Source organism: Asanoa hainanensis, from assembly GCF_900188485.1.
Taxonomy (GTDB): Bacteria; Actinomycetota; Actinomycetes; order Mycobacteriales; family Micromonosporaceae; genus Asanoa; species Asanoa hainanensis.
In genome coordinates this window covers 101434-126739 of record NZ_FZPH01000007.1, presented here as the reverse complement: position 1 = coordinate 126739, position 25306 = coordinate 101434, and the positions used below count along the sequence as shown (strand labels likewise).

Here is a 25306-nt window from a genome sequence, read left to right as displayed (position 1 = left end):
CACCCCGCCAGGATGCAAGCCGGCCAGGCGTTCGCCAAGGGTGTGGCGAGTTGTCGCCATCAACGCCGGCCGGCCTTGTTGGCCTCGTCGGCCCGGTACCAGCATGGCCGCATGCCTCTGCAGGGACAGCCGATCGCGATCGTCGGCATGGCGGGCCGTTTCCCGGGATCGTCCACAGTCGACGGCTTTCGGCACAACATGCTCGACGGCGTCGAGTCAATCTCCTTCTTCGACGAGGAGGAGCTGCGGGCCAACGGGGTCGAGGACGTCCACCGCACCGATCCCGACTACGTTCCGGCGGCTCCGGTCATCGGGAACATCGACCAGTTCGACGCGGCGCTGTTCGGTCTCAACGCCCGCGAGGCACAGCTGCTCGATCCGCAGTTCCGGGTCTTCCTGGAGTCCTGCCATGCCGCGCTCCAGCACGCCGCGGTGGTGCCCGGCGACCCGGCCGTGCGGATCGGCGTGTACGCGGGCGCCAAGGACAACGACTACCTGGCGCAGAACGTCAATCGCAACAAGGCGTTGATGCGTGCCACCGGCAACCTGATGGCGATCATCAACAACCACACGGACTATCTCGCCACCGGTGTGGCGTACCGCCTGGGCCTGACCGGGCCCGCGGTGAGCATGGTGACCGCCTGTTCCACCTCGCTGGTGGCGGTGCACTCGGCCGTCCGGGCGCTGCGCTCCGGCGAGTGCGAGGTGGCGCTCGCCGGCGGCGTGGAGATCGGGATACCAGAGGTCAACGGCTACGTGTACAAGGAGGGCGGGATCTTCTCGCCGGACGGTCACGTGCGCCCGTTCGACGCCGACGCGCGCGGCACCGTGTTCGGCAGCGGGTGCGCCGCCTTGGTCCTCAAGCCGCTGGACGCCGCCCTCGCCGACGGCAACACCATCCACGCGGTGATCCGCGGTTCGGCCGTCAACAACGACGGCAACGACAAGAACGGCTTCTTCGCGCCCAGCCGGCGCGGTCAGGTGGCCGTGGTGAACGCCGCGCTGGCGGACGCCGGCGTCGACCCGGACACCATCGGCTACGTCGAGGCGCACGGCACCGGCACGCTGGTCGGCGACCCGATCGAGGTCGGCGCGCTCGGCGACGCGTTCGCCGCGCACACGGACCGCACCGGCTACTGCGCCATCGCCTCGGTGAAGGCCAACGTCGGGCACCTCGGCGCGGCGGCTGGCGCGACCGGCCTGATCAACGCTGTCTGCACGGTCCGCGACGGGCTCCTCGCCCCGGTCATCAACTTCACCCGGCCCAACCCACGGATCGACTTCGAGCGGAGCCCGTTCTACGTCAACCAGCAACTGTCCACATGGGAGGAGGACGGTCGCGCGCGGCGCGCGGCGGTCAGCTCCTTCGGCATCGGCGGCACCAACGCCAACGTCATCCTGGAACAGGCGCCACCGGCGCCGGCTCCGGCAGCCGCTCGCCGTCCCGCGCAGTTGCTGACCCTGTCTGCCCAGACCTCGGCCGCGCTGGACCAGGCGACCGACGACCTGAGCCGGCACCTGGCCGAGGGCGCACACGTGCTGGCGGATGTGGCACACACCCTGACCAAGGGCCGGGCCGCCCTACCCGTACGCCGGTTCGTCGTCGCAGGAGACCAGGGCGCGGCCGTCGAGCGACTCGGCACCGGCGCGCCGTCGTTCACCGCCGCCGCCGGCCGGACCGCCACGTTCCTGTTTCCTGGTCAGGGTGCGCAGCACCCCGGCATGGGGCGGGAGCTGTACGCGGTGGACCCCGTGTTCCGCACGGAGCTGGACGCCTGCGCGGCGGTGCTGCGGGAGTCGCACGGGTTGGACCTGCTGGACCTGCTGTTCGAGGCGGACGCCGACACCCAGAGACAGACCTGTCACGCCCAGCCGATGCTCTTCGCCATCGAGTACGCGTTGGCGCGCACGTTGATGGCGCTGGGAGTCGAGCCGACCGCGATGGCCGGACACAGCATCGGCGAATACGTCGCGGCCACCCTCGCGGGGGTGTTCTCCCGGGACGACGCGCTGCGCCTGGTGGCCGAGCGCGGTGCGTTGATGCAGCGGCTGGAGAGCGGGACGATGATGGCCGTCCCGCTGTCGGAGGAGCTGCTGCGACCGTACCTCGACGGAACCGTCGACATCGCCGCCGTCAACACCCCCGGCGTCTGCGTGGTGTCAGGCCCGACCGAGGACGTCCGCCGGCTCGAGGACGAGCTGACCCTGCAGGGCATCGCGTGCCGGGCGCTGCACACGTCGCACGCGTTCCACTCGCGGATGATGGACCCGATCCTCGATGAGTTCGCCGAGGCCGTGCGGGCCGCCGCGCCCCGGCCACCGGCCATCCCGTTCGTGTCCAACCGCACCGGCACCTGGATCGCGGACGAGGAGGCCACCGATCCCCGGTACTGGGTCGGCCACCTGCGCGAGTGCGTGCGGTTCTCGGACACGCTGCGCCTGCTGACCGGCGACGGTGACCGGGCGCTGCTGGAAGTGGGTCCGGGTCGCACGTTGACGGGCTACGTCACCGCGCACGACCGGGCTGCGGTGGCCGTCGGGGTGATGCGCCACCCACGCCAGCAGCACTCCGACGTCGAGACGATGCTGGCCGCGGTCGGCCGGGCGTGGGCCGAAGGCGTCCCCGTGGACTGGTCGCGATTCTGGGCCGGCGAGTCGCGCCGGCTGGTGCCGCTGCCCGAATACCCTTACCAGCGCGAGCGGTACTGGATCGACCCGGACGACACACCGGCAGCGGACGTCATCCGCGTCACCGCGCCGTACACCACTCCACTGTGGAACGAGACGCCGGCGCCCGCCGCCAAGGCCGTCGACGGCATCTGGATCACCCTCGCCCAGCCCGGTGACCCGGTCCTGACCCGGCTCGGTGAGCTGGCCGAGCGGTCCGGTGCGAAGCTGGTCGCGGCGGAGACCGAGGACCAGGTGTTCGCCGCCATGACCGAGCTCGCGGCCGGTGGCTGGGACCGGCTCACGGTCGTGCACGCCCTGCTCGCCGGCGATCGGCCGGCCGATATCGGCGAGGCCGACTACGCCGGAGCGTGGCTCGATCGCGGATTCCACAGCGTGCTGCGGGTGCTCCAGGGGGCGGCCCGCCGGATGCCCGGTGTTCCGCTCGACCTGGTGGTGGTGTCGACCCGGATGCAGGACGTGGCCGGGGACGGCCGGATCGAGCCGGCGAAGTCCGCCGTGCTCGGCGTCGTGAAGCTGGCCGGCAAGGAGATGCGGTCGGTCACCTGCCGGAGCATCGACATCGACCCCACGAGTCCACCGGACCGGGCGGCGGGGCAGCTGTACGCCGAGATCAGCGCCGGCACCGGCGAGCAGGTCGCCTACCGGAGCCGCAAGCGGTGGGCCTGGTCGTACGCGGGGATCGACCTGGCCGCGCCCGACGGGGTGCCGGCGAGCCTGCGGAACGGTGGCGTCTACGTCGTCACCGGCGGCCTCGGCGGCCTCGGGTTGCTGCTGGCCCGGCAGCTGGCGCACCTGGCGTCGGCCCGCATCGTCCTCATCGGACGCACCGGCCTGCCGGAGCGGTTCGAGTGGCCCACCGTGCTCGCCGAGACACCGGACTCCGCGGTCGCGCGACGGATCCGTGGCGTGCAGGCGGCCGAGGCGGCCGGCGGGCAGGTGCTGGTGCTGGCCGCCGACATCACCGACGAGCAGCAGATGCGGGCCGCGCACGAGCGGATCCTGCGCACGTTCGGCCCGGTGCACGGTGTCTTCCACCTGGCCGCGGTGGCGGGCGGCGGCATGCTGGAGACCCGCACCCGCGCCGACGCGGACGCCGTGCTGGCGCCCAAGGTGCACGGCACCTATCTGCTGGACCGGGTGTTCGCGCCCGAGCTCATGGTGCTGTACTCCTCCATCGCCGTGCTGTCGGCCGACTTCGGCCTGGGTGACTACGTCGGCGCCAACGCCGTCCTCGACGCGTTCGCGCAGGCCCGCTGGGCGGAGGGACGACACACGGTGGCGATCAACTGGCCGCCGTTCGCCGAGGTCGGAATGGCGCAGGAGGTCGAGGCCCCGGCGGTGCTGGCGCGGGTCGCCTGGGGCGGCACCGCGGAGGCGGCGCGGGTCGCCTGGGGCGGCACCGCGGAGGCGGCCACGAGCACGCCGACCACGCATCCCATGCTCCGCGGCCGCGTCGACGACACCGAGCTGACCCGTTTCGAGGTCGAGCTGGGCCATGCCCTGTGGGTGCTGGGCGAGCACCGCTTCTCCGGTGTCCCGACGATGCCCGGCACGGGCACCGTCGAACTCGTCCGGGCGGCGCACGCCGCGCTCACCGGGCACGAGGAGGCGGAGCTGACGGAGCTCGCGTTCCTGCGACCGCTGACGGCCGTGCCCGGCCTGCGAGCCTTCCTCGAGCTGCGGCACCGCGGCGACGGCCGGTACGACGTCACCATGCGCGGCAGCGACGGCGTCGAGTACGCACGCTGCCAGGTGGGTGCGGCGCCACCTGGCGAAGCCGTCCGCCGCGACCTCGCCCGGCTCCGGTCGGAGTCGACACCGGACGCCGTACCGGTGATCGACGGCCTGTTCGGGTTGATCTCGTTCGGGCCGCGCTGGTCCGGCATCCGGGAACGGCGGGTCGGCCCGGGCCTCGACCTGGTCACCATCGACCTGCCGGCGGAGTTCCGCGCCGACCTCGACGACTACTACCTGCACCCCGCCGTGCTGGACTGCTGTGTGGCGATCGGGCAGACCATCGCCGGCGAAGGCAGCTACCTGCCGTTCACCTACGCGCGGGTGACGGTCCGGGCTCCGCTGCCGGGGCGGGTCCACGCCGTGATCCGGCACCTGGACGACACCCGGGGCGAGGTCACCACCAGCGACATCAGCATCGTCGACGACAGCGGCCGCGAGCTGATCGCGATCGACCAGTTCAGCCTGGTCCGGGTGCCCGACGACCTGGCGGTCACCGCGGCGGCCACGACGCCCGCGGAGGCCGCGCCGGACGCCGTCCGGCCGGAGCAGGGCGAGGAGGCGTTACGGCTCGTCCTCGGGGCGGCGGCCGGCCCGCAGGTGATCTGGTGCCCCGAAGGCCTGGACAACCGGATCGACCGGACCAGCCGGATCACCAGGACGGCCCTGACCGAGCAGCTCGACGCGGGCGGCGGCCTCCCGGAAGCGGCCCGGACCCTCAGCACTCCCTACGCGGAGCCGACGTCCGACCTGGAACGGGAACTGACCCGGCTGTGGTCCGAAGGGCTCGGCGTCGGCCAGGTCGGCATCGACGACGACTTCTTCGACCTCGGTGGCAACTCGCTGTTCGCTGTCCAGCTCGTGTCGCGCATCAGCCAGTGGTTCTCGGTGGAGATGTCGGCGGCGACGTTGTTCGACGCCCGGGACGTCCGCACTCTGGCCACGGTCATCGAGCAGGCGCTGGTCGAGAAGGTGTCGGGGCTGTCCGACCAACAGGCCGAGGATTCCCTGCGGACGATGGGGCCGCGCGCCGATGGCTGAGCGGGACAGCGGTGCCGGGCTGGCGGTGAGCGCGGTCGTCGACGGCTCCGCCGGCACCACCCGCGGAATCGTGGCCATGGCCGCCTCGGCGGAGAAGCACGGCATGCACGGCGTGTGGCTGCCACAGCTGCCGAACCAGCTCGACATGGGCACCCTGCAGGTCGCGATCGCCATGGCGACGGATCGCGTCACGGTCGGCACCGCGATCCTGCCGATGTACAGCCGACCGCCGGTGGTGATGGCGCAGGCCACGCTGACCGCCGACGAGCTCGCCGGCGGGCGGTTGGTGCTGGGGCTCGGCCTCGGGCACCGCGGGGTCGGCGACTGGATGGTCGGCGGTGAACCCATGCCGGCGCTGCCGGCGACCCGCGAGTACCTGACCATCGTCACCTCGCTCATCCAGGACGGTGAGGTCAGCGTCGACGGTCGCTGGCACAGCGGCCGGGCGGCCTACACCGGGCACCGACGCGCCGACCTGCCGGTCTACCTGGGCGCCTTCGGACCGCGGATGCTGGAGCTGGCCGGTGAGCAGGCCGACGGCGCGATCCTGTGGATGTGCGACCCGCGGTACGTGGCCGAGCAGGCCATGCCGGCGCTGCGGCGTGGCTGGCAGCGGCGCGGTGGCCGACCGGCCGGCTTCCGGGTGGTGGCCATGCTGCAGGCGGCCGACGGCCCGGACCCGGCGGCCGACCGGCGGCTGTTCGCCCGGCGGCTCTCCTCCTATCTGCGGGTGGCGACGTACCGCCGGCTGTTCGAGCGCAGCGGGTTCGGCGCCGCCGTGGCCGCCGGCCGGCCGGACGACGCCATGGTCTCGGCGCTGTCCGCGTTCGGGACGGACGAGATCGCCCAACGGCTGGTCGAGTACCGCTCGGCCGGCGTCGACGAGATCGCGGTGGCGCCCGCGGGAGCGGCCGGCGACTCGCCGGACGGGATCGCCGCCATCTGGAGTCTGGTGCGGGACCTGGCCCGGGAAACGGATCGCCGGTGACCGCCGAGCACCTGATCGCGATCGGCTCCGGCGAGTTCTCGGTCTGGCGGTCCCTGTGCTTTCGGCGGGCCGGCCTGCCGTTCGACTGGGCGGCTCGGCCCGACATCACCCACGAACCGCTGTTCCTGGAAGCGCTCACCTGGCAGAACCCGCCTGTCGCGGAACGGCTGCGCCGGCTGGCCGACCGCCCGCCGGAGCGCCGCGTCGAGCGCACCGTCGCCGGCTACCGGACCCGCTACTGCGCCAAGAACGACTCGATCGGCTTCTTCGGACCACTGTCCTGGGGCACCTGGACCGAGCACGCGACGAAGATCGGCGTTGTCGAGCCGGTCGACCGCGGACCGGTCTTCTTCGAGATCTGGGCGCTGCAAGCGGTCGCGGACGCGCTGGTGGAGCGGCACGGCCTGCGCCCCTGGGCGGTGCCGACGGTCGCCCCGGTGGTCGCCCTCGATGCGGACGGCGCCCACCTCGCCGACGGTTCCCGCCTGACGCTCTCCCCCGTCCGCCAGCGCGTCCTCGCCGCGGTCGACGGCTTCGCCACGGTGAGCGAGCTCGCCGCCGAGTGCGCCGGCCCGGAGACGACCGAGGAGGTGGTCGCCGAGATCCGCGTGCTGCAGGCGATGGGGCTGCTCACCAAGGGCTTCCACGTCACCCAGGGCCGCCGGCCCGAACGGCAGCTCGCCGCACAGCTCGCCCGGGTGGCCGACACCCAGCGGCGGGAGGCCGCGCTGGGTGAGCTCGGCACGCTGGTCAGCGCGGGCGAGGCCGTCGCGGACGCGCTGGGTGACCCCGCCCCGCTCGCCGCCGCCCTCGCCGCCTTGGACGACACGTTCAGCCGGCTCACCGAGCGGCCGGCCCACCGGCGCGAGGCCGAGTACTACGCGGCCCGGACGGTCGCGTTCGAGGACTGTGTGGGGGACCCGCGCCCCGAGGTCGGCGTCGACGTCCTGGCCGAGCTGGGCCCGGCGCTGGAGCTCCTGCTGCACAGCGCGCGGTGGTTCACGACCCGAGTCGCCGCCGGGTACCTGACCGCGGCTGCGGCCGTGCTGCGGGCCGAGCCCCGGCAGGCCCGCGACGGCTACCCACTGACCCTGTTGCTGTCGCGACTGGCGCCGATGCTCGCCGGGACCGTCCCGGGTCCGGTCGACGACGCCGTGGCGGACCTGCGGCGCCGGTGGACCGCACTGCTCGATCCCGGCACCGGCGACACCGCTGTCCACCTGACCGCGGCTGACCTGGCCGGGCCCGTCCGGCAGGCGTTTCCCGCCGCCGGCCCCGGCTGGCCCTCGGCCCGCTGGCACAGCCCGGACGTGATGCTCGCCGCCTCCACGGTGGACGACCTGCGGGCCGGTCGCTATCTGGCGGTGCTCGGCGAGCTGCATCCCAGCATCAACGCGGTGGACCAGCTCAGCTTCTACGACGCGCATCCGGACCAGGCGGCGCTGCGCCGGTGGATCGACACCGACATGCCGCACCGATGGGTGCCGCTCTACCAGATGAGCGACCGCATCGTGACCTCGCAGACCTCGCCACCCGAGGCGTACCACTCCCCCGGCTACACCTACCTGGGGATCGGGACGGAGCCGTCGTACGCGCCGCGGCGGGCGCGGACGGTGGCCGCCGGCGGGTTGCGGGTCCATGACGAGGACGGCCGACTCCTGGTCAGGTCCGCGGTGACGGATGAGGCGACACCACTGGTGGAGATCCTCGACGACTATCTCGGACTGGCCGCGTTCAACCGGTTCAGCCTGCTCGAACCGGCGTCGCACCGACCCCGGGTGCGGGTCGACCGTCTGGTGGTGAGCCGGGAGCGGTGGTCGGTGCCGCTGGACCGGTTCGCCGCGCCGCGCCAGGCGCGTCTGGAACAGGTGCTGGCGCTGATGCGGGACGTCGCCGCGACGACGGGCCTACCGGACCACACCTTCTGGGTCATCCCGGGCGAGCCGAAGCCGATGTACGTCGACCTCGCCGACGCGGCGGGCGTCGACGCGGTGTTCGCCAAACTCCGGCGGTCGCGGGAGCGGACGCCCGAGGGAGTCGTGACGGTGACGGAGATGCTTCCCGGGCCAGCGGACCTGTGGCTGACCGACGGGGTGGGTCAGCGCTACACCTGCGAGTTCCGGCTCGTCTGCGTGGACGGGCAACAGTACCGAAGAGGTGAGTGAATGTTCGACGACGAGGACCGCACCTACCAGGTGGTGGTCAACCACGAGGAGCAGTACTCCATCTGGCCGGCGGATCGCCCGGCACCGGACGGCTGGACGGCGACCGGTCCGGCGGGGCCCAAGCAAGAGTGTCTGGACCACATCGCGCGGGTCTGGACCGACATGCGGCCGCTCAGCCTGCGCCGGGAGATGGAGAGCGAACAGGTATGACCACCACCCTGTCGCAGAACGCGATCGTCCGCCTGGGCCAGCCGCGGTCGGCGGCGGTCCGGCTGGTCTGCGTCCCGCACGCCGGCGGTGGCACGGCCACGTTCCGGCCGCTGTCGCCGGAGCTGCCACCCCGCGTCGACCTGTGCGCCGTGCGGCTGCCCGGCCGCGAGTCCCGCCGCCGCGAGCCGGCGCTGCACCGGATGGACGAGATCGTGGCCGAGATCGTCCAGGGTTTGGAGCAGCTGGACGACCTGCCGGTGGCCCTGCTCGGCTACTGCTCCGGAGCCATCAGCGCGTACGCGGTGGCCAGCGAACTGGTCGACCGCGGCCGCCCGCCGGTGCGGCTGATCGCCGTGGCGTCTCCGGGCCCCCGGGTCGTCGCGCCGGATCGGTGGATGCACAACCAGGACCACGACACGCTCGTGGACTACCTGCGCCGGTCCGGGGTGACCCCGGAGCTGATCCTGGCCGACGCGTCGCTGTTCGCCATGTTCGAGCCCGGCGTACGGGCGGACTTCGAGACCTTCGAGACGTGGGAGTACGAGCCCGGCGCCCGGCTGGACCTGCCGATCACCGCGATCGGGGCGAACGAGGACACCACGGTGGACCTCGGCGACCTGTTGATGTGGCGCGACCAGACCAGCCGTGAGTTCACCCTTCGAATGCTGCCCGGCGGTCACGACTTCCTCGGCGCGGCCACCGGCTGGCTCGGGCGGACGCTCGCCACGGAGCTGCTCGGTGCGGCGGCGTCATGACCGGCCCCATCATCTCCGCCCGCGACCTGGTGAAGACCTACCGGTCGGGGGTCCGCGCCCTGGACGGCCTCAGCTTCGACGTTCGCGAAGGCACACTCTTCGGGCTCCTCGGCCCGAACGGCGCGGGCAAGTCCACGGCCGTCCGGATCCTGTCGACGCTGTCCCGGCCGGATGCCGGCGAGGCGCTGGTGGCCGGCTACGACGTGACCCGCACCCCGCGCGAGGTCCGCCGCCGGATCGGCCTCGTCGGCCAGAAACTCAGCGCCGTCCCCACCGCCACGGTGCGGGAGAACGTCATGCTCCAGGGCCGCATGTACGGGTTGCGCTCCCGGGAGCTGGCCGGCCGCACGGACGACGTGCTGGCGCGGCTGGGACTGGCCGAGGTCGCCGCCGTCCAGGCCGGGACGTGCTCCGGTGGCATGAAGCGCCGGATCGACATCGCCATGGGAATCGTGCACCGGCCGCGCATCCTGTTCCTCGACGAGCCGACGACCGGGCTCGATCCGGACATCCGCCAGCGGCTCTGGGCCGACCTGGCCGACCTGGTGCGGCGGGACGGGTTGACCATCCTGCTCACCACCCATTATCTGGAGGAGGCCGACGAGCTGGCCAACCAGGTGGCCATCATCGACCGGGGACGGATCGTCACGACGGGCTCGCCGGAGCAGCTCAAGCAGCAGTTGCGGGGCGACACCCTGCGCATCGAGCTGACCCGTGCGCCGCGCGACGGCGTCGTCGGCGACGCCCTGTCCGGCCTGGGCGGCGTCAGCGAGATCACCGTCGACGGCACCAGGCTGCACGCGCGGGCCGACGACGGCGGCGCCGCCGTGCCCGTGGTGCTGGACAGCCTCGCCCGCGCGGGGATCGCCGTCGTCTCCGTGACGGTGGCACGGCCATCGCTGGACGACGTTTACCTGCGACACACGGGACGCAGGTACGAGACCGCATCGGCCGCCGTCGGGCCGACCATCGGAGGTCTGCCATGACGGAGCTGATCGGTCACTCGGCCGCCATCGCCCGCCGTCACCTACTCCAGGTCGCGCGGCAGCCCTGGCTCGTGGCGATCAACCTCGTCCAGCCGTTCCTGTGGCTGCTGCTGTTCAGCGCGACCTTCCACAGCATCACCGACCTGCCTGGGTTCGCCGAGGAGAACTACGCCCAGTTCTTCCTCCCGGGCCTGATCGTGATGACCGCGTTGCTGGCCAGCAGCTGGAACGGGCTGACGTTGCTGGGCGACATGGAACGCGGCACGCTGGACCGCCTGCTGGCCTCGCCGGTGCGGCGTCCGGCGCTGATCGTCGGGCCGCTGGCCCAGCAGGTCGTCAGCGGACTGATCCCCACGGCGATCCTGCTGGCCATCGGCTACGGGCTCGGCGCCCGCTTCCACGGCGGACTCGTCGGTGCGTTGGCGGCGCTCTGGGCGCTGTCGGCGATCTCGGCGGCGTTCGCCGCGCTCTCGCACGCCGTGGCCATGCTGGTGCGCCGCGAGGAATCGCTCATCGCCATGGTCAACTTCATCGTGATGCCGTTGTCGTTCCTGTCCACCGCGTTCATGCCGGCCAACCTGGTGCCGGACTGGGTCGCCACCGGGGTCGCCGTGAACCCGGTGAACTGGGCGGTCGAGGCATGCCGGGCCGGGTTCGACGGCTCGCTCGGCGGCGCGGTCGTGCTCCGGCTCGGCCTGCTGACCGCGCTCGCGGTGGTCTCGGTGGTGATCGCACAGCACGGCCTGCGGCGGTACTGCCGGACAACCTGACCAGTGGCTGAAAGGACAATATTCTGGATTTGTGACTTTGCCGGTGCTTGTCGCGGTGGACGACGATCTGGCCGCGCTGCTCGATCTCGAGCGGGAGTTGCGGGATCGATACGAGCGGCACTACCGCGTCGTGGCGCTGCCTTCGGCAGACGAGGCGTACGCCCGTCTGGAGGAGCTTGCCGTCTCCGGTGAGGAGATCGCGCTGGTGCTGTCGGGTCAGCGGCTCTCCAGCACGACCGGGATTCCGGTGCTGGAGGCGGCGCGCCGGCTGCATCCGCAGGCCAAGCGCGGCCTGGTGATCGCGTGGGGCGACTGGGGCAAACCCTCGATCGGGAAGCTGATCTTCGAATCGATGGCTCGTGGCCTCATCGACCACTACCTGCTCAGGCCGTCAGCGCCACCGGACGAGGCATTCCACCAGGAGGTCTCGGCGCTGCTGCTCGGCTGGGCGGAGGCGCGGCGCACGCTGCCGTACATGGTGCACATCGTCGGCGAGTCGTGGTCCGGGCGTGCGTACGAGCTGCGCAAGGCACTGGTCAGTTGCGCGCTCCCCCACTCGTTCTGCCTGGCCGACTCCGACGAGGGTCGGGTGTTGCTCGAAGGCCGTGGTGACCAGCTCCCCGTCGTCATCTTTCCCAACGGGAAGGCGCTGACGAACCCCAGCAACGCCGAGATCGCCCTGGCCGCCGGGTCAGCGGTGAACCCCGCGCGGATCGACTACGACCTGCTCATCGTCGGCGCCGGCCCGGCGGGCCTGTCCGCGGCCGTCTACGGCGCCTCGGAGGGCTTCAGCACGTTGGTCGTCGACGAGGGCGGGGTCGGCGGGCAGGCGACCTCCAGCTCGATGATCCGCAACTACCTCGGGTTTCCGCGCGGGGTCAGCGGCCGGCGACTGGCGCAACGCGCGTACGACCAGGCCTGGATCTTCGGAGCGAACTTCGCGTTCATGCAGGTGGCGACCAACCTGCGCCGCGACGGCGACCGGCTGGCCGTCACGCTGTCCGACAGCGGCGACGTACACGCCCGGGCGGTCCTCCTGACGATGGGAGCCACCTATCGCAGGATCGGCGTCGCGGAGCTCGAAGCCCTCAACGGCGCCGGCGTCTTCTACGGCGGTCCCACCTCGGAGGCGCCGGCCATGGCGGGCCGCGACGTCTTCGTGCTCGGCGGCGCCAACTCGGCCGGCCAGGCCGCCATCTACCTGTCCCGCTACGCCAAGACAGTCACTCTGGTCGTACGAGCCGACTCCCTCACCGCGGGCATGTCGCACTATCTCGTACGCGAGGTCGAAGCGACGCCGAACGTCTCGGTCCGCCTGCGCACCGAAGTCGTCGGCGGAGGCGGCGACGGAGCACTGGACCACCTCGTCCTGCGGGACAACGCGAAGGGCACACAGGAGACCGTCGAAGCCGCCGGCCTGTTCCTGATGATCGGCGCGAAGCCGTCGACGGACTGGCTACCGCCGGAGATCGAGCGCGACGACCGAGGCTTCGTCCGAACTGGACAGAACGTGACCGACGCCCATCCGTGGCCACTGAACCGCACCCGGATGTTCCTGGAGACCAGCATGCCGGCGGTGTTCGCCGCCGGCGACATCCGCCACGGCTCGGTCAAACGAGTCGCCTCAGCCGTCGGCGAAGGCTCGGTAGCCATCCAACTCCTGCACGACCTGTTCGCGGAGGAACACCGGCAACCAGGTGGACGCCCCAAGGGCCGGTCAGCCTGAACGGGTTCTGGTGCTTGAAACGTGTAGCGTGCGAGCCATGACTAGCAAGCCGAAGACCATTGACGAATATCTCAGAGACGTCGATGCACCGCGGCGTGCGGAACTCGAACGGATCCGCGCACTGGTCAAGAGGCTCGTGCCCGACGCCGAAGAAGCCATTTACTACGGCATGCCGGCCCTGAAATACAAGAAGCGGGCACTCGTTTATTTCACCGCGTCGAAGAAGCACATCCGTTGTCCGACCAGCTGATCGAGACACTCGTTCGCAACCACGAGCGGGATATCGACGCCGACAGGCACTGACACGCGCGTCTTATGCGGTGTATCGCGGGATGAGCGTCAGCATGGCTTTGATGACGTGGTCGGCCTGGTCGCTGACGACCGTGTGCACGCTGCCGTCTCCGAGGTGGGCGGCGCGGCGCGCGACGACGCCGCTGCCGTCGCGGACGCCGACGAACAGGACGCCGCGCTCGCGGCGTAGCGGGTCCGTGTCGGCCACCGGGACACAGCGGAAGCGACCGGCGACGTGGACCGGCAGGCGGCCGCCGAAACACACCACGTCGAGGTCGTGCGAGGTCAGGTAGTCGTAGCGGCGGTGCGCCTCGCCGTAGGTGTCGTCTCCGACGTTGACGGCGAAGACGCCCGGCCCTCCGGCCTGGGCCGCGTGACTCTCGACCTGTGCGGCCCGCCCCGCGAACTGTGCCGTTGACACAGCTCGTACCTCGGAGATCATCGAGAGCAGTTCGAACGGGGTGGTGGTCGACATCGCGCGGGATCCGACGCGGGTCAGCGGTTGCGTCGACCGCTGGACGTGACGCGGCAACGGTCCTGGACGCCCGAAGAGCCAGCCCTGTCCGAGGGTGGCACCCAACGAGCGCGCCACCGCCACGTGTTCCGGTCGTTCGATGCCTTCGGCGAGCACCTGTGTGCCTTGGCCGCGCGCCTCCTCGAGGACCGCGTCGACGATGTGTGACGGTGCGGCTGTGTGGACGACGGACCGGTCGAGCTTGACGATGTCCGGGTTGACCAGGGGCATGGCGGCCACCCCGGCCGGCTCCACGCCGACGTCGTCGAGAGCGATCCACACGTTCAACAGCCGGGAGTCGCGCACGGCCTTCAGCAGTTGGGAGGGTTGGCGCATCACGGACTGCTCCGTCACCTCGATGACGACGTCGCGTCCCTGTGCGAGCTCCGCGTACGAGCGGGTCAGGTCACCGGGTAGTCCGAAGGCCAGCGTCTCCGGGTTGATGTTGACGAACAAGGCAAGATCAGAAATGTCGGAGGCCCGAAAGGACTCGGCAGCGATGCGTACGCACATCCGGTCCAGCTCGGGTCCCCGCCCGGCTTCGGCCGCGGCCGCGAAGAGGGCCGAGGCCTCGTGGAGGTCCCCTTTCGGCCCTCGCGACAATGCTTCGAACCCCACCGGACGTCCGTCGGCGAGCGCGACGATGGGCTGGAACACCGGCTCGACCAGCCCATCGGCCAGGACAGCGTCGAACTCGTCAAGACCGCGAACCGTCTTCCGCATCGCCGACCCCGAACTACCAGACCGTTACCCGGCCACGGTACGCGGGCGATCGGGGTCGGCGGACTGCTTCTGGAGCCTTTGCCCGGTGGGCAAGGAAGGCGCGGCGGTCAGCGGCAGAACGGACGGCGTCCCATCGCGGACTCGATGCCGCCCAGCACGTGCCGGGTGAAGTGCTCGTCGCCCGGCATCGGTGTGTCGGTCCAGGCCTCGACAGCGTGGCCCAGCGTGGTCACCCAGGAGCGACCGCCGTCGTAGTACTGGCACCAGGACACCGGATGGTCCCGCCCGTGGCCCGGATGGCCGCTGCCGCCGCGCGCGCCGTCGGGCAGCGTCGCCTCGTCGACCTTGGCCAGCACCCGCACCCGGCTCGGGAACGGCACCAGGTTGTACCACTCGTCGGCGAACTCCCAGCGGGCCGGCAGGCCGGCCGTCGAGGCGTCGCGGCGGTTCACCGTCTCCACGACGCCCGGCTGGTTGCGGCCGTGGTCGTAGTAGTTCGCACCGCCGAGCAGGCCCTCGTACCACTCCCAGTTGTACTCGGTGCCGAACGCGTTGTGGATGCCGACGAAACCACCTCCCCCGCGGATGTACTGGCGCAGTGCCGTCTGCGCCGGGTCGTCGAGGGTGTCGCGGGTCGTGCTCATGAAGACGACCGCGTTGTAGCGGAACAGCCGCGACGGCGACGAGAGCTGGGTGACGTCCTCGGTCCAGTCGACGGCGAAACCGTTGTCTGCCCCCAGTTTCACCAGGGCGCTCTGCGCCGCGTGGGCGGCGGTCAGGGGCGGGTTGAGGCCGGGCGGCAGCGCCGGGCCGAGGTGGGCGTGCCGGGGACCGGCCGTGCGGCTGTAGACCAGGATGCGGTAGCCGTCGTTGGCCGGGTCGAAGTTGCCCCAGTCGTGGTAGCACTCGGGATCGGTGCCGCGGCAGACCCCGTAGTCGGGATCGCCGAGGTGCTGCGCGCCGCTGTCCTTCGGCCGGGGCGCGGAACGGTCGGCCGAGCTGGGCAGGGACGTGCCGGCGAGCAGAACGGCGGCGGTCAGCGTGGCGCCGAGGGCCGCGGCGAACACCGTGTTACGCCGTACGGGCATGGGCTGCTCCTAGGTCGTCAGGAACTTCGGCAGGACCGACGGTGGCATCGGGCCTTTGTTGCGCCGCCCCTGGCCGGCCTCCTCCCAGGCGTGGGCGAGGATGCCGACGCTGCGGCTCAGGACGAACAGCCCGCGGGCCAGCGGCGGGGCGAAGCCCAGCTCGCCGTAGACGACCGCGGTCAGTCCGTCCACATTGATCGGCACCGGCCGGGTTCGGCCGGCGGCCAGGTTCCGCTCGACCGCCTCGGCGGCGCGCAGGTACGCGCCGTCGACGACGCCGGCGGAGACCGACTCCCGGACGAGGCCCAGCAATGGGTCCCGGCGGGGGTCGACGCGGTGGAACCGATGTCCGAAGCCGGGCAGGTACCGGACCCGGTCCCGCCACTCCGCGACGACCGCCGCGGTGGCGGCGTCGAGGTCCGGCCCGCGCCGGTGCACCTCGGCGAGCAGCTCCATGCACTGCTCGCCCGCGCCGCCGTGCACGTCGCCCAAGGTGTTGACCCCGCTGGCGATCGCGCCGTTGAGCCCGATGCCACAGGTGACCGCCATGCGGGCGATCGCGATCGACGGGGCGTGCGGGCCGTGGTCCACCGAGCTGACCAGGGCGGCTTCGAGGAGCCGCTGCTGCCCGTCCGTCGGCAGTGCGCCGCGCAGCAGCAGCCAGATGACGCCGACGAAGCTCGTCGTGCCGATCAGCTCCTGGATGGGCCGCCCGCGCAGCTCGATGACGTCGGGCTCGACCCGCGACACGGCCGTGGCCCACCAGTCGGCGACGTCCTGGACGGTCGGCTCGCTCATCGCGTCGGCACCGGGTTGTGCTCGCCCAGCAGCGGCGGCGGTGCCGTCGGGCGCAGCGGCGCGCCGTTGACCAGCACGCCGTTGCCGCTGACCCGTAGCGTGCGCTCCGGATGTCCCGGGAACGGCAGCTCGGTGAAGAAGCCGCGGACCCGCAACTGCTCCAGCTCCACGGCCTGCGGGACGGTCAGCACCCGGGCCGCCGGCACCCCGGCGCCCGAGAGCAGCTCTTCCCACTCCACCGCGGTCCGCCGCCGCAGCGCCGCGGTCAGCTCCTGGTTCAGGGCGGCCCGGTGCGCCTTGCGGGCCTCGCGGTCGACGAACCGGGGGTCGGTGACCAGGTCCGCCCGGTCGACCAGGCGGCACAGGATCTCGAACTGCTCCTGCCGGTTGGCGGCGATGTTGAGCGGGCCGGCCGCGGTGTCGAAGGTTCCCGACGGCGCGGCGGTCGCGTTCTGGTCACCCATCGGCTCGGGCGCGATGCCGCTGACCAGATAGTTGGACGCCGCCCAGCCCATCGCCGACAGCGATGCCTCCAACATGGACACGTCGAGGAACACGCCCGCGCCCGTGCGAGCCCGCCCCGCGAGGGCGGCGCAGATGGCCATCGCCGCGACCAACCCGCCGACCGAGTCGGAGACGGGGAACCCGACCCGCAGCGGTGCGGTGTCCGGCGTGCCGGTGATGCTCATCATCCCGGACAGACCCTGGATGATCTGGTCGTACGCCGGCGCCTGGCTCATCGGACCGGTCTGGCCGAAGCCGGAGATCGCGCAGTAGACCAGGCGCGGGTTCAGCTCGCGCAGGACGTCCCACCCGTAGCCGATGCGGGCGAGCACGCCGGCCCGGAAGTTCTCGAGCAGCACGTCCGACTCCCGCAGCAGGTCCTCGAAGGCCGCCCGGTCGCCCGGGACCTTCAGGTCGAGCTCGACCGACTTCTTCCCCGCGTTCTGCGCGAGGAACGAGGCGCCGATGCCGGCCTCGTTGAGGCTGGGGTCGGGGCCGAGGTTGCGCGCCAGGTCGCCGTGGCCCGGCTTCTCGACCTTGACGACCTCGGCACCCAGCAGCATCAGGTGGTAGCTGCAGTACGGGCCGGCCAGCACGTTTGTCAGGTCCAGGATCCGGATTCCACGCAGCGGTCGATCATCCATGCGTCGCCTCTCGGTCGTCGACGAGGTTTGCGCCCGAAAGCCGGTCGCCGTATTGGATTCAGAACCGGCTATTGCCAGGGACCCCCGCCGCCCGTACGTTACACGTAGTCCGCAGGACGGTCCAGAAGGGCCGCTTGGTGGTACGACCTGAGGAGCGGGATGGAGCCGGTCGGGTGTCTCGTGGCTGGACAGTGGCGCACCGGCGGGCCGACCGCTGACCGCGTCGGCCCGTGGACGCGCACCGTCGTCAGCACGGCGACGCAGGCCGGCGACGACGACGTCCGGGACGCCCTGGCGTACGCGAGACGCGGTGCCAAGGCGGTCGCCCGGATGTCGCCGGCGGCCCGTGCCGCGGTGCTCGAACGCGCCGCCGACGCTGTGCACGGGCGCCGCGACGAGCTGGCCCGCCTGCTGGCGCTGGAGCTCGGCAAGCCCGTCAAGGACGGCCGCGGCGAGATCGACCGGGTGGCCGACACGTTCGCGGTCGCCGGTGCCGAGGCCCGGCGCATCGGCGGCGAGGTGCTGCCGGTCGCCGGCTGGGCCCGCGGCGTCGGCAACACCGCGCTGACGCACCGCGCGCCGGTCGGCGTCGCGCTGTCGATCACCCCGTTCAACGCTCCGGCGAACCTGCTCGCGCACAAGCTCGCCGCGTCCTTCGCGGCCGGCAACACGACCCTGGTCAAGCCGCCGCTGCAAGCCCCGGCCGCCTCCGCCGCCGTGGTGGCGCTGCTGCTCGACTGCGGCCTGCCGCCGGAGGCGGTGCAGGTGCTGCACGGTGGCGGCGACGTGGGCGCCGCCCTGTGCGCCGCTCCGGAGGTCGGCGTCGTCAGCTTCACCGGCAGCGCCGCCACGGGCGCGGCCGTGGCCCGCGCGGCCGGGGCGAAGCGGCTCGTGCTGGAGCTGGGCGGCAACGCCGCGACGATCGTCTGCGGCGACGCCGACATCGCGGCCGCCGCCCGCCTCTGCGCGGCCACCGGCTACAGCAACTCCGGTCAGAGCTGCATCTCCGTGCAGCGCGTCTACGTCGAACGGGCCCGCTACGACCAGTTCGTCGAGGCGTTCACCCGCGAGGTGGAGCGGCTCAGCGTCGGCGACCCGCTCGCGCCCGGCACCGACGTCGGGTCGATGGTCGACGACGACGCGGCCGAGCGCGTGGTGGCGTGGGCACGGGAGGCGGCGGCCGCCGGCGCGACCATCACCACCGGCGGGCGGCGCGACGGCGCGACCGTGCTGCCGACCGTGGTGGCGGCACCGCCGCCCGACGCCCGGCTGGTGCGCGACGAGGTGTTCGGCGCGGCCGTCAGCGTCCTGCCCTACGACGACTTCGACGACGTGCTCGCGGTGTGCAACGACAGCCGCTACGGCCTGCAGGCCGGCCTGTTCACGTACGACGTCCGCCGGATCCTGACGGCCTGGCGCGAGCTGGAGGTCGGCGGCCTGGTGGTCAACGGCTCGTCGAACTTCCGGCTCGACCACGTGCCCTTCGGCGGCGTCAAGGACTCCGGGTTCGGCCGGGAGTCGCCCCGCTGGATGATCGACGACTACACGAGCGTCAAGACGCTGCTGCTGCGCGGCATGTCCCTCTTCGGCGACCAGGAAGGCATCGCATGAGCCTCGACCAGACCGCCGCGGAGGCGATGGTCGCGCAACTCGAGTCGTACGGCGTGGACACGGTCTTCGGCCTTTGTGGACACACGAACATCGCGCTGCTGGACGCGATGGGGCGCAGCCGGATCAGGTTCGTCATCGCCCGGCACGAGCAGGCGGCGGCGCACGCCGCCGACGGCTACGCCCGCGCGACCGGCCGGCCCGGCGTGTTGCTGGTGCACGTCGGGCCCGGGCTGACGAACGCCGTGACGGGCGTGCTGACCGCCGCCATGGACTCCGTCCCGCTGGTCGTTATCGCGGGCGACATCCCGTCCTACTACCACGGACGGCACCCGCACCAGGAGGTCAACCTCCACGCCGACGCCGACCAGACCGCGATCTACCGCCCGTTCGTCAAGCGGGCGTGGCAGGTGCACCGCGCCGAGGACCTCGCACGCTACACCGAGCGCGCGTTCTGGACCGCGACGGCCGGCCGTCCGGGTGCCGTCCTGCTCAGCGTCCCGATGGACCACTTCTCCCGGCCGGTGCCGGCGGCGGCGTACCCGCTGGCGGTGCCGGAACGCCCGGGGCTGCCGGCCGACGTCGCCGGGCGGATCGCCGACCTGCTGATCGGCGGGCAGCGCCCGCTGGTCTACCTCGGCGGCGGCCTGCGCCGCGGGCCGGGCCTGGACGCGCTGCGCCGGCTCGTCGAACACCTCGACATTCCCGTCGCCCATTCCCTGATGGCCAAGGGCACGCTGCCCGACAGCCACCCGCTGCTGCTCGGCATGCCCGGGTTCTGGGGGCTGGAGCTGACCAACCGCTACACCCGCGAGGCCGACGTGGTGCTGGCTCTGGCCACCCGCTTCGCCGAGACCGACGCCAGCTCCTGGGACCGCCGCTACACGTGGCAGTTCCCGCCCGCCCGGCTCGTCCAGATCGACATCGACCCGGCCGAGATCGGCCGCAACTTCCCCGTCACTGTCGGTGCGGTCGCCGACGTCGCGGACGCCGTCCAGGCCATCGAGCGCGCCGTCGTGGAGCGGCAACCCGCGCCGACGCGGCGTCCGGGCCTGCGCGAGACCATCGGCGCCACCCGCCGCACCCTGTTCACGGAGAGCCGCGAACGGGGTGCCAGCGAACAGTTCCCGCTGCGCCCGGAGCGGATCCTGACCGACCTGCGGGCGATCCTGCCGCCCGACGCCGTGCTGGTCACGGACGTCGGCTGGAACAAGAACGGCGTCGCGCAGTGCTACGAGCTGCCCGACGACGGCCGGTTCATCACGCCGGGAGGCGCGTCCACGATGGGCTTCGGCCCCGCCGCCGCCGTCGGCGTGCAGATCGCCCAGCCCGACCGCACCGTGGTCGCGCTGATCGGTGACGGCGGCATGGGCGCGCAGCTGCCGGCCGTCCCGATGGCGGTCGAGCAGAACGCCCCGGTGCTGTTCGTGGTCATGAACAACCGGTCCCACGGCACCATCTCCGACCTGCAGGCGGCCAACTTCGGGCGCAGCTTCGGCTGCGACTTCGCCGGGCCGGACGGCCAGCCCTACAGCCCCGACTTCGCCGCCTACGGCCGGGCCTGCGGCGCCGACGGCTACTCCGTCGACAGCGCCGCCGGCTTCGGGGAGGCGTTGCGCGCCGCCCTGGCCGCCCGCCGGCCGGCCGTGCTGGACGTACCCATGGTCAACGAACCGGTGCCGACCCCCGGTCACTGGAACATCAAGGACATCTACCAGGGCGTATTCGAGTAGGACGCCGACGCGCGGCCAGGAGGAGGAGCGGCAGTGGCACACATCGACCGCAGAACCGTGCTCAAGGGCGCCGCGGCGTCGGCGGTGGCCGCCGCTGCCGCCCCCGCCGTCGCCGCGCCGGCCGCGGCCGGCGGACACCGCCCACCGGCGGCCGCCGACCTCGCGCGCTTCGACACACCGGGCGACCGGGACTTCCCGAAGGTCGGCGGCAACCTCGGCAACCAGAACTACACGTCGCTGGACGACATCCACCACGGCAACGTCCGCCGACTGCGGGGCGCCTGGGTCAACCGCATCGAGGGCGGCCTGACGTCGGGCAACAGCCAGAGCACAGCCGTCGCCGTCGACGGCGTCCTCTACATCGAGTCGGCTTTGGGCAACGTCGTCGCCGTCGACGGGGCCACAGGTCTGACGAAATGGCGCTACGACCAGGTGCGCGGGAGCCTGACCCGGCGCGGTGTCGCGGTCGGCGGCGGCTACGTGTTCACCAAGTCGAACGAGAACTACGTCATCGCCCTGCACCAGGAGACCGGGCAGGTCGCCTGGGAGCGCCAGGTCGAGGGCTTCGGCAACATCGAGAAGGTCGCCGTCGTCTACCACGGCGGCATGTTGTTCTGCGGCACGAACGACGGCCCGCGCGGCGCCGCGATCGCGCTCGACGCCCGCAACGGCGACGTGCTCTGGCACTTCTGGGGCACGCCCGGCCCCGGCGAGTTCGCCAACGACACGTGGGAAGACGAGTCCTGGATGGACGGTGGCGCCACACCGTGGATCCACCCGGCCGTCGATCCCGAGCTGGGCCTGACCTACTGGACGTTCGGCAACGCGCGGGGCAACAACTCGTCGCAGGACGGCTCGGCCCGCGGCGGCCAGAACCTGTTCGCCAACTCGATCGTGGCGCTCGACCTGCGTACCGGCGAACGGCGGTGGCACTTCCAGTCCATCCACCACGACATCTGGGACATGGACAACGTGATGGCGCCGGTGCTCGCGGACGTCCGGATCCGGGGGCGGTTGCGCAAGGTCGTCGTGTACGGCAGCAAGTCCGGCATGTTCTTCGTGCTCGACCGGGTCGACGGCACGGCCCCGCTCGGGATCGTCGAGCGGCCGGTGCCGCAGGAGCCGCGGCAGAAGACCTGGCCGACACAGCCGTTCCCGGTGCAGGGCGGGTGGACCGAGCAGCGGGTGGTCGACCAGCCGCTGGGCACGTCCGTGCCGGGCGATCCCAACCGGGCGGTGCCCAACTACGTGCGGGGTGCGCTCTACGACCCGCACTGGGACGTGCCGATCCTGTCGATCCCGGGTCACGGCGGCGGCGCGGACTGGTCGCACATGTCGTTCAGCCACCGCACCGGAATGGTCTACACCGGGTTCGGGTACGTCGCGGCCGCGCACTCGCTGACCGAGAGCAGCAACGGGCTCCGGCCGCCCGGCGAGTACCAGACCGGCGCGATCGTCGGCGTCGACGTCAGCACGAACCGGGTCGCGTGGAAGCGCCGGACGCCGTACTCGCTCGCGCACGGCAACGGGATCCTGACCACCGCCAGCGACCTGCTGTTCATCGGGCAACCGGACGGCAACCTGCTGGCCCTGGACGCGCGCACCAGCCGCGAGCTGTGGCGCTTCCAGACCGGCGCCGCGATCAGCTCCAGCCCGATCATGTACCGGGTCGGGCGCAAGCAGTACCTCGCCGTCTACGCCGGGGGCACCAGCATCCCGTTCGGCAACTCCGCGCCGCGCGGCGACTTCCTCTGGTCCTTCGAGGTCGGCGGCGACCTCGGTCCGGCGCCCACTCCCCCGCCGCCGGTGATCCGCCGGCCGGTCTCGGGCGGCCCGGTCGAGGGCGCCGCGGTCGCGGACACCGTGGTGATCGGCCGCACCTGGAGCGCGAGCGGCGGAGTCAGCGCCACCGAGTCGTTCGGGGTCAGCAGCATGGCACCCACCCACCTGCGGGTGCAGGTCGGCACGACCGTGACGTTCGTCAACCACGCCGGGAACGCCGGCGAGCGGGGCGTGACGCAGTTCTTCGAGGGCCTCTTCGACGTGCGGTTGGCACCCGGGCAGTCGTTCGCCCATACCTTCACGAAGGCCGGTGAGTACTTCTTCAACGACCCGGGTAGCCCGCGGTCGACCGGGAAGATCGAAGTGTTCTAGTGGCGGAGCGGTTGTTCGTCCTCAACGGCCCCAATCTGGACATGCTCGGCCGCCGCGAGCCGCACGTCTACGGCCGGGTCACGCTCGCCGAGATCGAGAAGCGCTGCCGGGCGCTGGCCGCGGAGCTGCGCTTCGACCTGTTCTTCGGCCAGTCCAACCACGAGGGCCAGCTCGTCGACTGGCTGCACCGGGCGTTCGACGAGGACGCGGCGGTGCTGATCAACCCGGCCGGGTTGTCGACCCGCTCGGTCGCCGTGCTCGACGCGCTGAAGATGATCGGGCAACCGGTCGTGGAGGTGCACCTGACCAACGTGTTCGCCCGTGACCCGGTGTACCACAGCGACCTGGTCACGGCACGCGCCGCCGACGGCTTCGTCGCGGGCCTCGGTGCCACCGGCTACGAGCTGGGCATGCGCGGCGTCCGCGCGCTGCGCGACGGTGGGCCGCCGTGAGGGTGGGCATCGCCGGCTGCGGGAAGATCGCCCGCAACCATGTCAGCGCGCTGCGCGCTATCCCGGGCGTGGAGGTCGCCGCCGTCGCCGACCTCGACCTGGCCCGGGCCCGCGTGTTCGCCGCCGAGCACGGTGTCTCTCGCGCGTACATCGACGTCGACGCGATGCTGGCCGCCGGGCTCGACGCGGTCACCATTTGCACCCCGCACGGCGCGCACGAGGTCGGCGTGCTGGCCGCCGCCCGGCACGGCGTCCACGTGCTCTGCGAGAAGCCCGTCGCGACGACGGTCGACGAGGCGCGGCGGATGGTCGCGGCCACCGCCGCCGCCGGCATCCGGTTCGGCGTGGTCTTCCAGCGCCGGTTCTGGCCCGCGGCACGCGCGATCCGCGCCGCGCTCGACGACGGCCGGTTGGGCGTGCCGATCGCCGGCGGCGTGGTCGCCCGGTTCAACCGCGACGCCGCGTACTACGCCGAGCCGTGGCGCGGCCGCTGGTCGACCGAGGGCGGCGGCGTGCTGATGACGCAGGCGATCCACCACCTGGACCTGCTGCAGTGGTACCTGGGCCCGGCCCGGCGCGTGTGCGGCCGCTACGGCACCCTCGCCCTGCGGGGCGTGATCGAGGTGGAGGACACCGCCGCGGCGGTGGTCGAGTTCGCCTCGGGCGCCATCGCGACCGTCCAGGCGGGCACCACCTTCCGGCCCGGGCTCGGCGCGCAGGTCTGGGTGAGCGACGCGGCCGGGCGCACGATGGGCCTGTCCGAGTTCCCGGAAGGCGTCGCGTTCACCGACGTCTCCACCGTGGACGGCGACCGGGTGCTCGTCGGCCCCGCCGCCGGGCCGGCGATGAGCGACCTGCCGCTCGGCGAGATCCACGACCACCTCGCGCCGTACCACGCGGAGCAGATCCGGGACTTCGTCGCCGCGCTGCGGGACGACCGCGAGCCGGCGGTCACGGGGGCTGACGCGCTGCGGTCGCTCGAGCTCGTCGAGGCGGTCTACCGCTCGTCGCGTGCCGGCGGCTGGGTGGACGTCGGGTCGGCGGTCAGGTAGCGGACGATCAGGTCGCCGCACATCGCCCGGTAGTGGTCGGTGCGGGTCGGGTCGACCAGGTCGCGGCCGAAGATGGTGCCGAACGTGTGGCGGTTGGCCACCCGGAACACGCAGAACGCGCTGATCATCATGTGGACGTCGACGGCGTCGGCGTCGGCGTGGAACAGCCGCTCCTGCCGGCCGCGGCGCAGGATGTCCTCCAGCAGGGCGACGATCGGCCCGCCGAGGTCGACCATCTCGACCAGTTCCTTGACGTGCTCGGCGTTGTGGATGTTCTCGATGGAGACCAGCCGGATGAACTCCGGGTGCGCGCCGTGATGGTCGAAGGTGACCTCCGCGACCCGGCGCACCGCGTCGACCGGGTTCAGGTCCTCGAGGTCGACCTGGCGTTCGGCGGCCCTGATCCGCGCGTACGCCCGCTCGAGCACCGCGATGTAGAGCTGCTTCTTGCCGCCGAAGTGGTAGTAGATCATGCGTTTGGTCGTGCGGGTCAGCGCCGCGATCTCGTCGACCCGGGAACCGTCGTAGCCGTTGGCGGCGAACTCGGCCGTCGCGACGTCGAGAATCTCCGCACGGGTACGGGCGCTGTCGCGTACCCGCTCCGGGGCGTCCGCGGTCCGCGGTCCTGCCATCGCATCCTCCGCATCGACTCTTGACTTGATGGTGCCAGAGTGGCTAA

General features: G+C 72.1%; 19 protein-coding genes. 14 read left to right on the top strand and 5 right to left on the bottom strand.

The window, feature by feature from the left end:
- Positions 1 to 111 precede the first annotated feature (111 nt).
- The 9 genes from CHC05_RS18925 to CHC05_RS18885 are packed head-to-tail and all read left to right on the top strand — an operon-like array spanning position 112 to position 13316.
- On the top strand, positions 112 to 5466 hold the full coding sequence (locus tag CHC05_RS18925; RefSeq protein ID WP_179266260.1) for a type I polyketide synthase: 5355 nt from the start codon (positions 112 to 114) through the stop codon (positions 5464 to 5466).
- Complete coding sequence (locus CHC05_RS18920) at positions 5459 to 6454, top strand: LLM class flavin-dependent oxidoreductase (protein ID WP_089250627.1); 996 nt, start codon at positions 5459 to 5461, stop codon at positions 6452 to 6454. The genes CHC05_RS18925 and CHC05_RS18920 overlap by 8 nt, the downstream gene beginning before the upstream one ends.
- Positions 6451 to 8619 carry a lantibiotic dehydratase gene (locus tag CHC05_RS18915; RefSeq protein WP_179266259.1) on the top strand — a complete coding sequence of 723 codons (2169 nt, stop codon included), beginning with the start codon at positions 6451 to 6453 and terminating at the stop codon, positions 8617 to 8619. The genes CHC05_RS18920 and CHC05_RS18915 overlap by 4 nt, the downstream gene beginning before the upstream one ends.
- Entirely contained in the window at positions 8620 to 8829 is a 210-nt protein-coding gene (locus tag CHC05_RS18910) for an MbtH family protein (protein ID WP_089250623.1), read from the top strand.
- The gene (locus tag CHC05_RS18905) at positions 8826 to 9584 is read left to right on the top strand and encodes a thioesterase II family protein (protein ID WP_089250621.1); all 759 of its coding nucleotides are present in this window, start codon (positions 8826 to 8828) and stop codon (positions 9582 to 9584) included. Before CHC05_RS18910 ends, CHC05_RS18905 begins: the two co-directional genes overlap by 4 nt.
- On the top strand, positions 9581 to 10570 hold the full coding sequence (locus CHC05_RS18900; protein WP_089250619.1) for an ATP-binding cassette domain-containing protein: 990 nt from the start codon (positions 9581 to 9583) through the stop codon (positions 10568 to 10570). Before CHC05_RS18905 ends, CHC05_RS18900 begins: the two co-directional genes overlap by 4 nt.
- Positions 10567 to 11340, top strand: coding sequence for an ABC transporter permease (locus tag CHC05_RS18895; RefSeq protein WP_089250617.1), 774 nt, complete (start codon positions 10567 to 10569; stop codon positions 11338 to 11340). Before CHC05_RS18900 ends, CHC05_RS18895 begins: the two co-directional genes overlap by 4 nt.
- A 31-nt stretch (positions 11341 to 11371) precedes the next feature.
- Entirely contained in the window at positions 11372 to 13066 is a 1695-nt protein-coding gene (locus tag CHC05_RS18890) for an NAD(P)/FAD-dependent oxidoreductase (protein ID WP_089250615.1), read from the top strand.
- Positions 13067 to 13103: 37 nt separating this feature from the next.
- Complete coding sequence (locus CHC05_RS18885) at positions 13104 to 13316, top strand: iron chaperone (protein WP_089250613.1); 213 nt, start codon at positions 13104 to 13106, stop codon at positions 13314 to 13316.
- 63 nt (positions 13317 to 13379) lie between these two features.
- Here CHC05_RS18885 and CHC05_RS18880 read toward each other — a convergent pair whose 3' ends face one another.
- The 4 genes from CHC05_RS18880 to CHC05_RS18865 all read right to left on the bottom strand — a co-directional run bounded on the left by CHC05_RS18880 (position 13380) and on the right by CHC05_RS18865 (position 17628).
- Complete coding sequence (locus tag CHC05_RS18880) at positions 13380 to 14594, bottom strand: EAL domain-containing protein (RefSeq protein ID WP_089250611.1); 1215 nt, start codon at positions 14592 to 14594, stop codon at positions 13380 to 13382.
- A gap of 107 nt (positions 14595 to 14701) precedes the next feature.
- Positions 14702 to 15682, bottom strand: coding sequence for a ThuA domain-containing protein (locus CHC05_RS18875; RefSeq protein ID WP_089250609.1), 981 nt, complete (start codon positions 15680 to 15682; stop codon positions 14702 to 14704).
- A gap of 9 nt (positions 15683 to 15691) precedes the next feature.
- Positions 15692 to 16480, bottom strand: coding sequence for a citryl-CoA lyase (locus tag CHC05_RS18870; protein WP_089250607.1), 789 nt, complete (start codon positions 16478 to 16480; stop codon positions 15692 to 15694).
- Positions 16477 to 17628, bottom strand: a complete 1152-nt coding sequence (locus CHC05_RS18865; RefSeq protein WP_089250605.1) for a CaiB/BaiF CoA transferase family protein — start codon at positions 17626 to 17628, stop codon at positions 16477 to 16479. Before CHC05_RS18865 ends, CHC05_RS18870 begins: the two co-directional genes overlap by 4 nt.
- A 159-nt stretch (positions 17629 to 17787) precedes the next feature.
- On the opposite strand from CHC05_RS18865, the gene CHC05_RS18860 reads away from it, so the two are divergent.
- The 5 genes from CHC05_RS18860 to CHC05_RS18840 are packed head-to-tail and all read left to right on the top strand — an operon-like array spanning position 17788 to position 24627.
- The gene (locus tag CHC05_RS18860) at positions 17788 to 19239 is read left to right on the top strand and encodes an aldehyde dehydrogenase family protein (RefSeq protein ID WP_089250603.1); all 1452 of its coding nucleotides are present in this window, start codon (positions 17788 to 17790) and stop codon (positions 19237 to 19239) included.
- A complete protein-coding gene (locus CHC05_RS18855; RefSeq protein ID WP_089250601.1) occupies positions 19236 to 20969 on the top strand; it encodes a thiamine pyrophosphate-binding protein in 1734 nt (577 codons plus the stop codon). Before CHC05_RS18860 ends, CHC05_RS18855 begins: the two co-directional genes overlap by 4 nt.
- A 33-nt stretch (positions 20970 to 21002) precedes the next feature.
- Positions 21003 to 23123, top strand: coding sequence for an outer membrane protein assembly factor BamB family protein (locus tag CHC05_RS18850; protein WP_218824589.1), 2121 nt, complete (start codon positions 21003 to 21005; stop codon positions 23121 to 23123).
- On the top strand, positions 23123 to 23575 hold the full coding sequence (locus tag CHC05_RS18845) for a type II 3-dehydroquinate dehydratase (RefSeq protein WP_089250599.1): 453 nt from the start codon (positions 23123 to 23125) through the stop codon (positions 23573 to 23575). The genes CHC05_RS18850 and CHC05_RS18845 overlap by 1 nt, the downstream gene beginning before the upstream one ends.
- Complete coding sequence (locus CHC05_RS18840; protein WP_089250597.1) at positions 23572 to 24627, top strand: Gfo/Idh/MocA family protein; 1056 nt, start codon at positions 23572 to 23574, stop codon at positions 24625 to 24627. Before CHC05_RS18845 ends, CHC05_RS18840 begins: the two co-directional genes overlap by 4 nt.
- Here CHC05_RS18840 and CHC05_RS18835 read toward each other — a convergent pair.
- Positions 24573 to 25259, bottom strand: a complete 687-nt coding sequence (locus CHC05_RS18835; protein WP_089250595.1) for a TetR/AcrR family transcriptional regulator — start codon at positions 25257 to 25259, stop codon at positions 24573 to 24575. The two genes, CHC05_RS18840 and CHC05_RS18835, sit on opposite strands and share 55 nt — an antisense overlap.
- Between the last annotated feature and the right edge of the window lie 47 nt (positions 25260 to 25306).

Bases quoted from the DNA above. Each gene is read 5' to 3' on its own strand.
- CHC05_RS18925 (WP_179266260.1), top strand. From the start codon at position 112: ATGCCTCTGCAGGGACAGCCGATCGCGATCGTCGGCATGGCGGGCCGT.
- CHC05_RS18920 (WP_089250627.1), top strand. From the start codon at position 5,459: ATGGCTGAGCGGGACAGCGGTGCCGGGCTGGCGGTGAGCGCGGTCGTC.
- CHC05_RS18910 (WP_089250623.1), top strand. From the start codon at position 8,620: ATGTTCGACGACGAGGACCGCACCTACCAGGTGGTGGTCAACCACGAG.
- CHC05_RS18905 (WP_089250621.1), top strand. From the start codon at position 8,826: ATGACCACCACCCTGTCGCAGAACGCGATCGTCCGCCTGGGCCAGCCG.
- CHC05_RS18900 (WP_089250619.1), top strand. From the start codon at position 9,581: ATGACCGGCCCCATCATCTCCGCCCGCGACCTGGTGAAGACCTACCGG.
- CHC05_RS18895 (WP_089250617.1), top strand. From the start codon at position 10,567: ATGACGGAGCTGATCGGTCACTCGGCCGCCATCGCCCGCCGTCACCTA.
- CHC05_RS18885 (WP_089250613.1), top strand. From the start codon at position 13,104: ATGACTAGCAAGCCGAAGACCATTGACGAATATCTCAGAGACGTCGAT.
- CHC05_RS18880 (WP_089250611.1), bottom strand. From the start codon at position 14,594: ATGCGGAAGACGGTTCGCGGTCTTGACGAGTTCGACGCTGTCCTGGCC.
- CHC05_RS18875 (WP_089250609.1), bottom strand. From the start codon at position 15,682: ATGCCCGTACGGCGTAACACGGTGTTCGCCGCGGCCCTCGGCGCCACG.
- CHC05_RS18870 (WP_089250607.1), bottom strand. From the start codon at position 16,480: ATGAGCGAGCCGACCGTCCAGGACGTCGCCGACTGGTGGGCCACGGCC.
- CHC05_RS18865 (WP_089250605.1), bottom strand. From the start codon at position 17,628: ATGGATGATCGACCGCTGCGTGGAATCCGGATCCTGGACCTGACAAAC.
- CHC05_RS18860 (WP_089250603.1), top strand. From the start codon at position 17,788: ATGGAGCCGGTCGGGTGTCTCGTGGCTGGACAGTGGCGCACCGGCGGG.
- CHC05_RS18855 (WP_089250601.1), top strand. From the start codon at position 19,236: ATGAGCCTCGACCAGACCGCCGCGGAGGCGATGGTCGCGCAACTCGAG.
- CHC05_RS18835 (WP_089250595.1), bottom strand. From the start codon at position 25,259: ATGGCAGGACCGCGGACCGCGGACGCCCCGGAGCGGGTACGCGACAGC.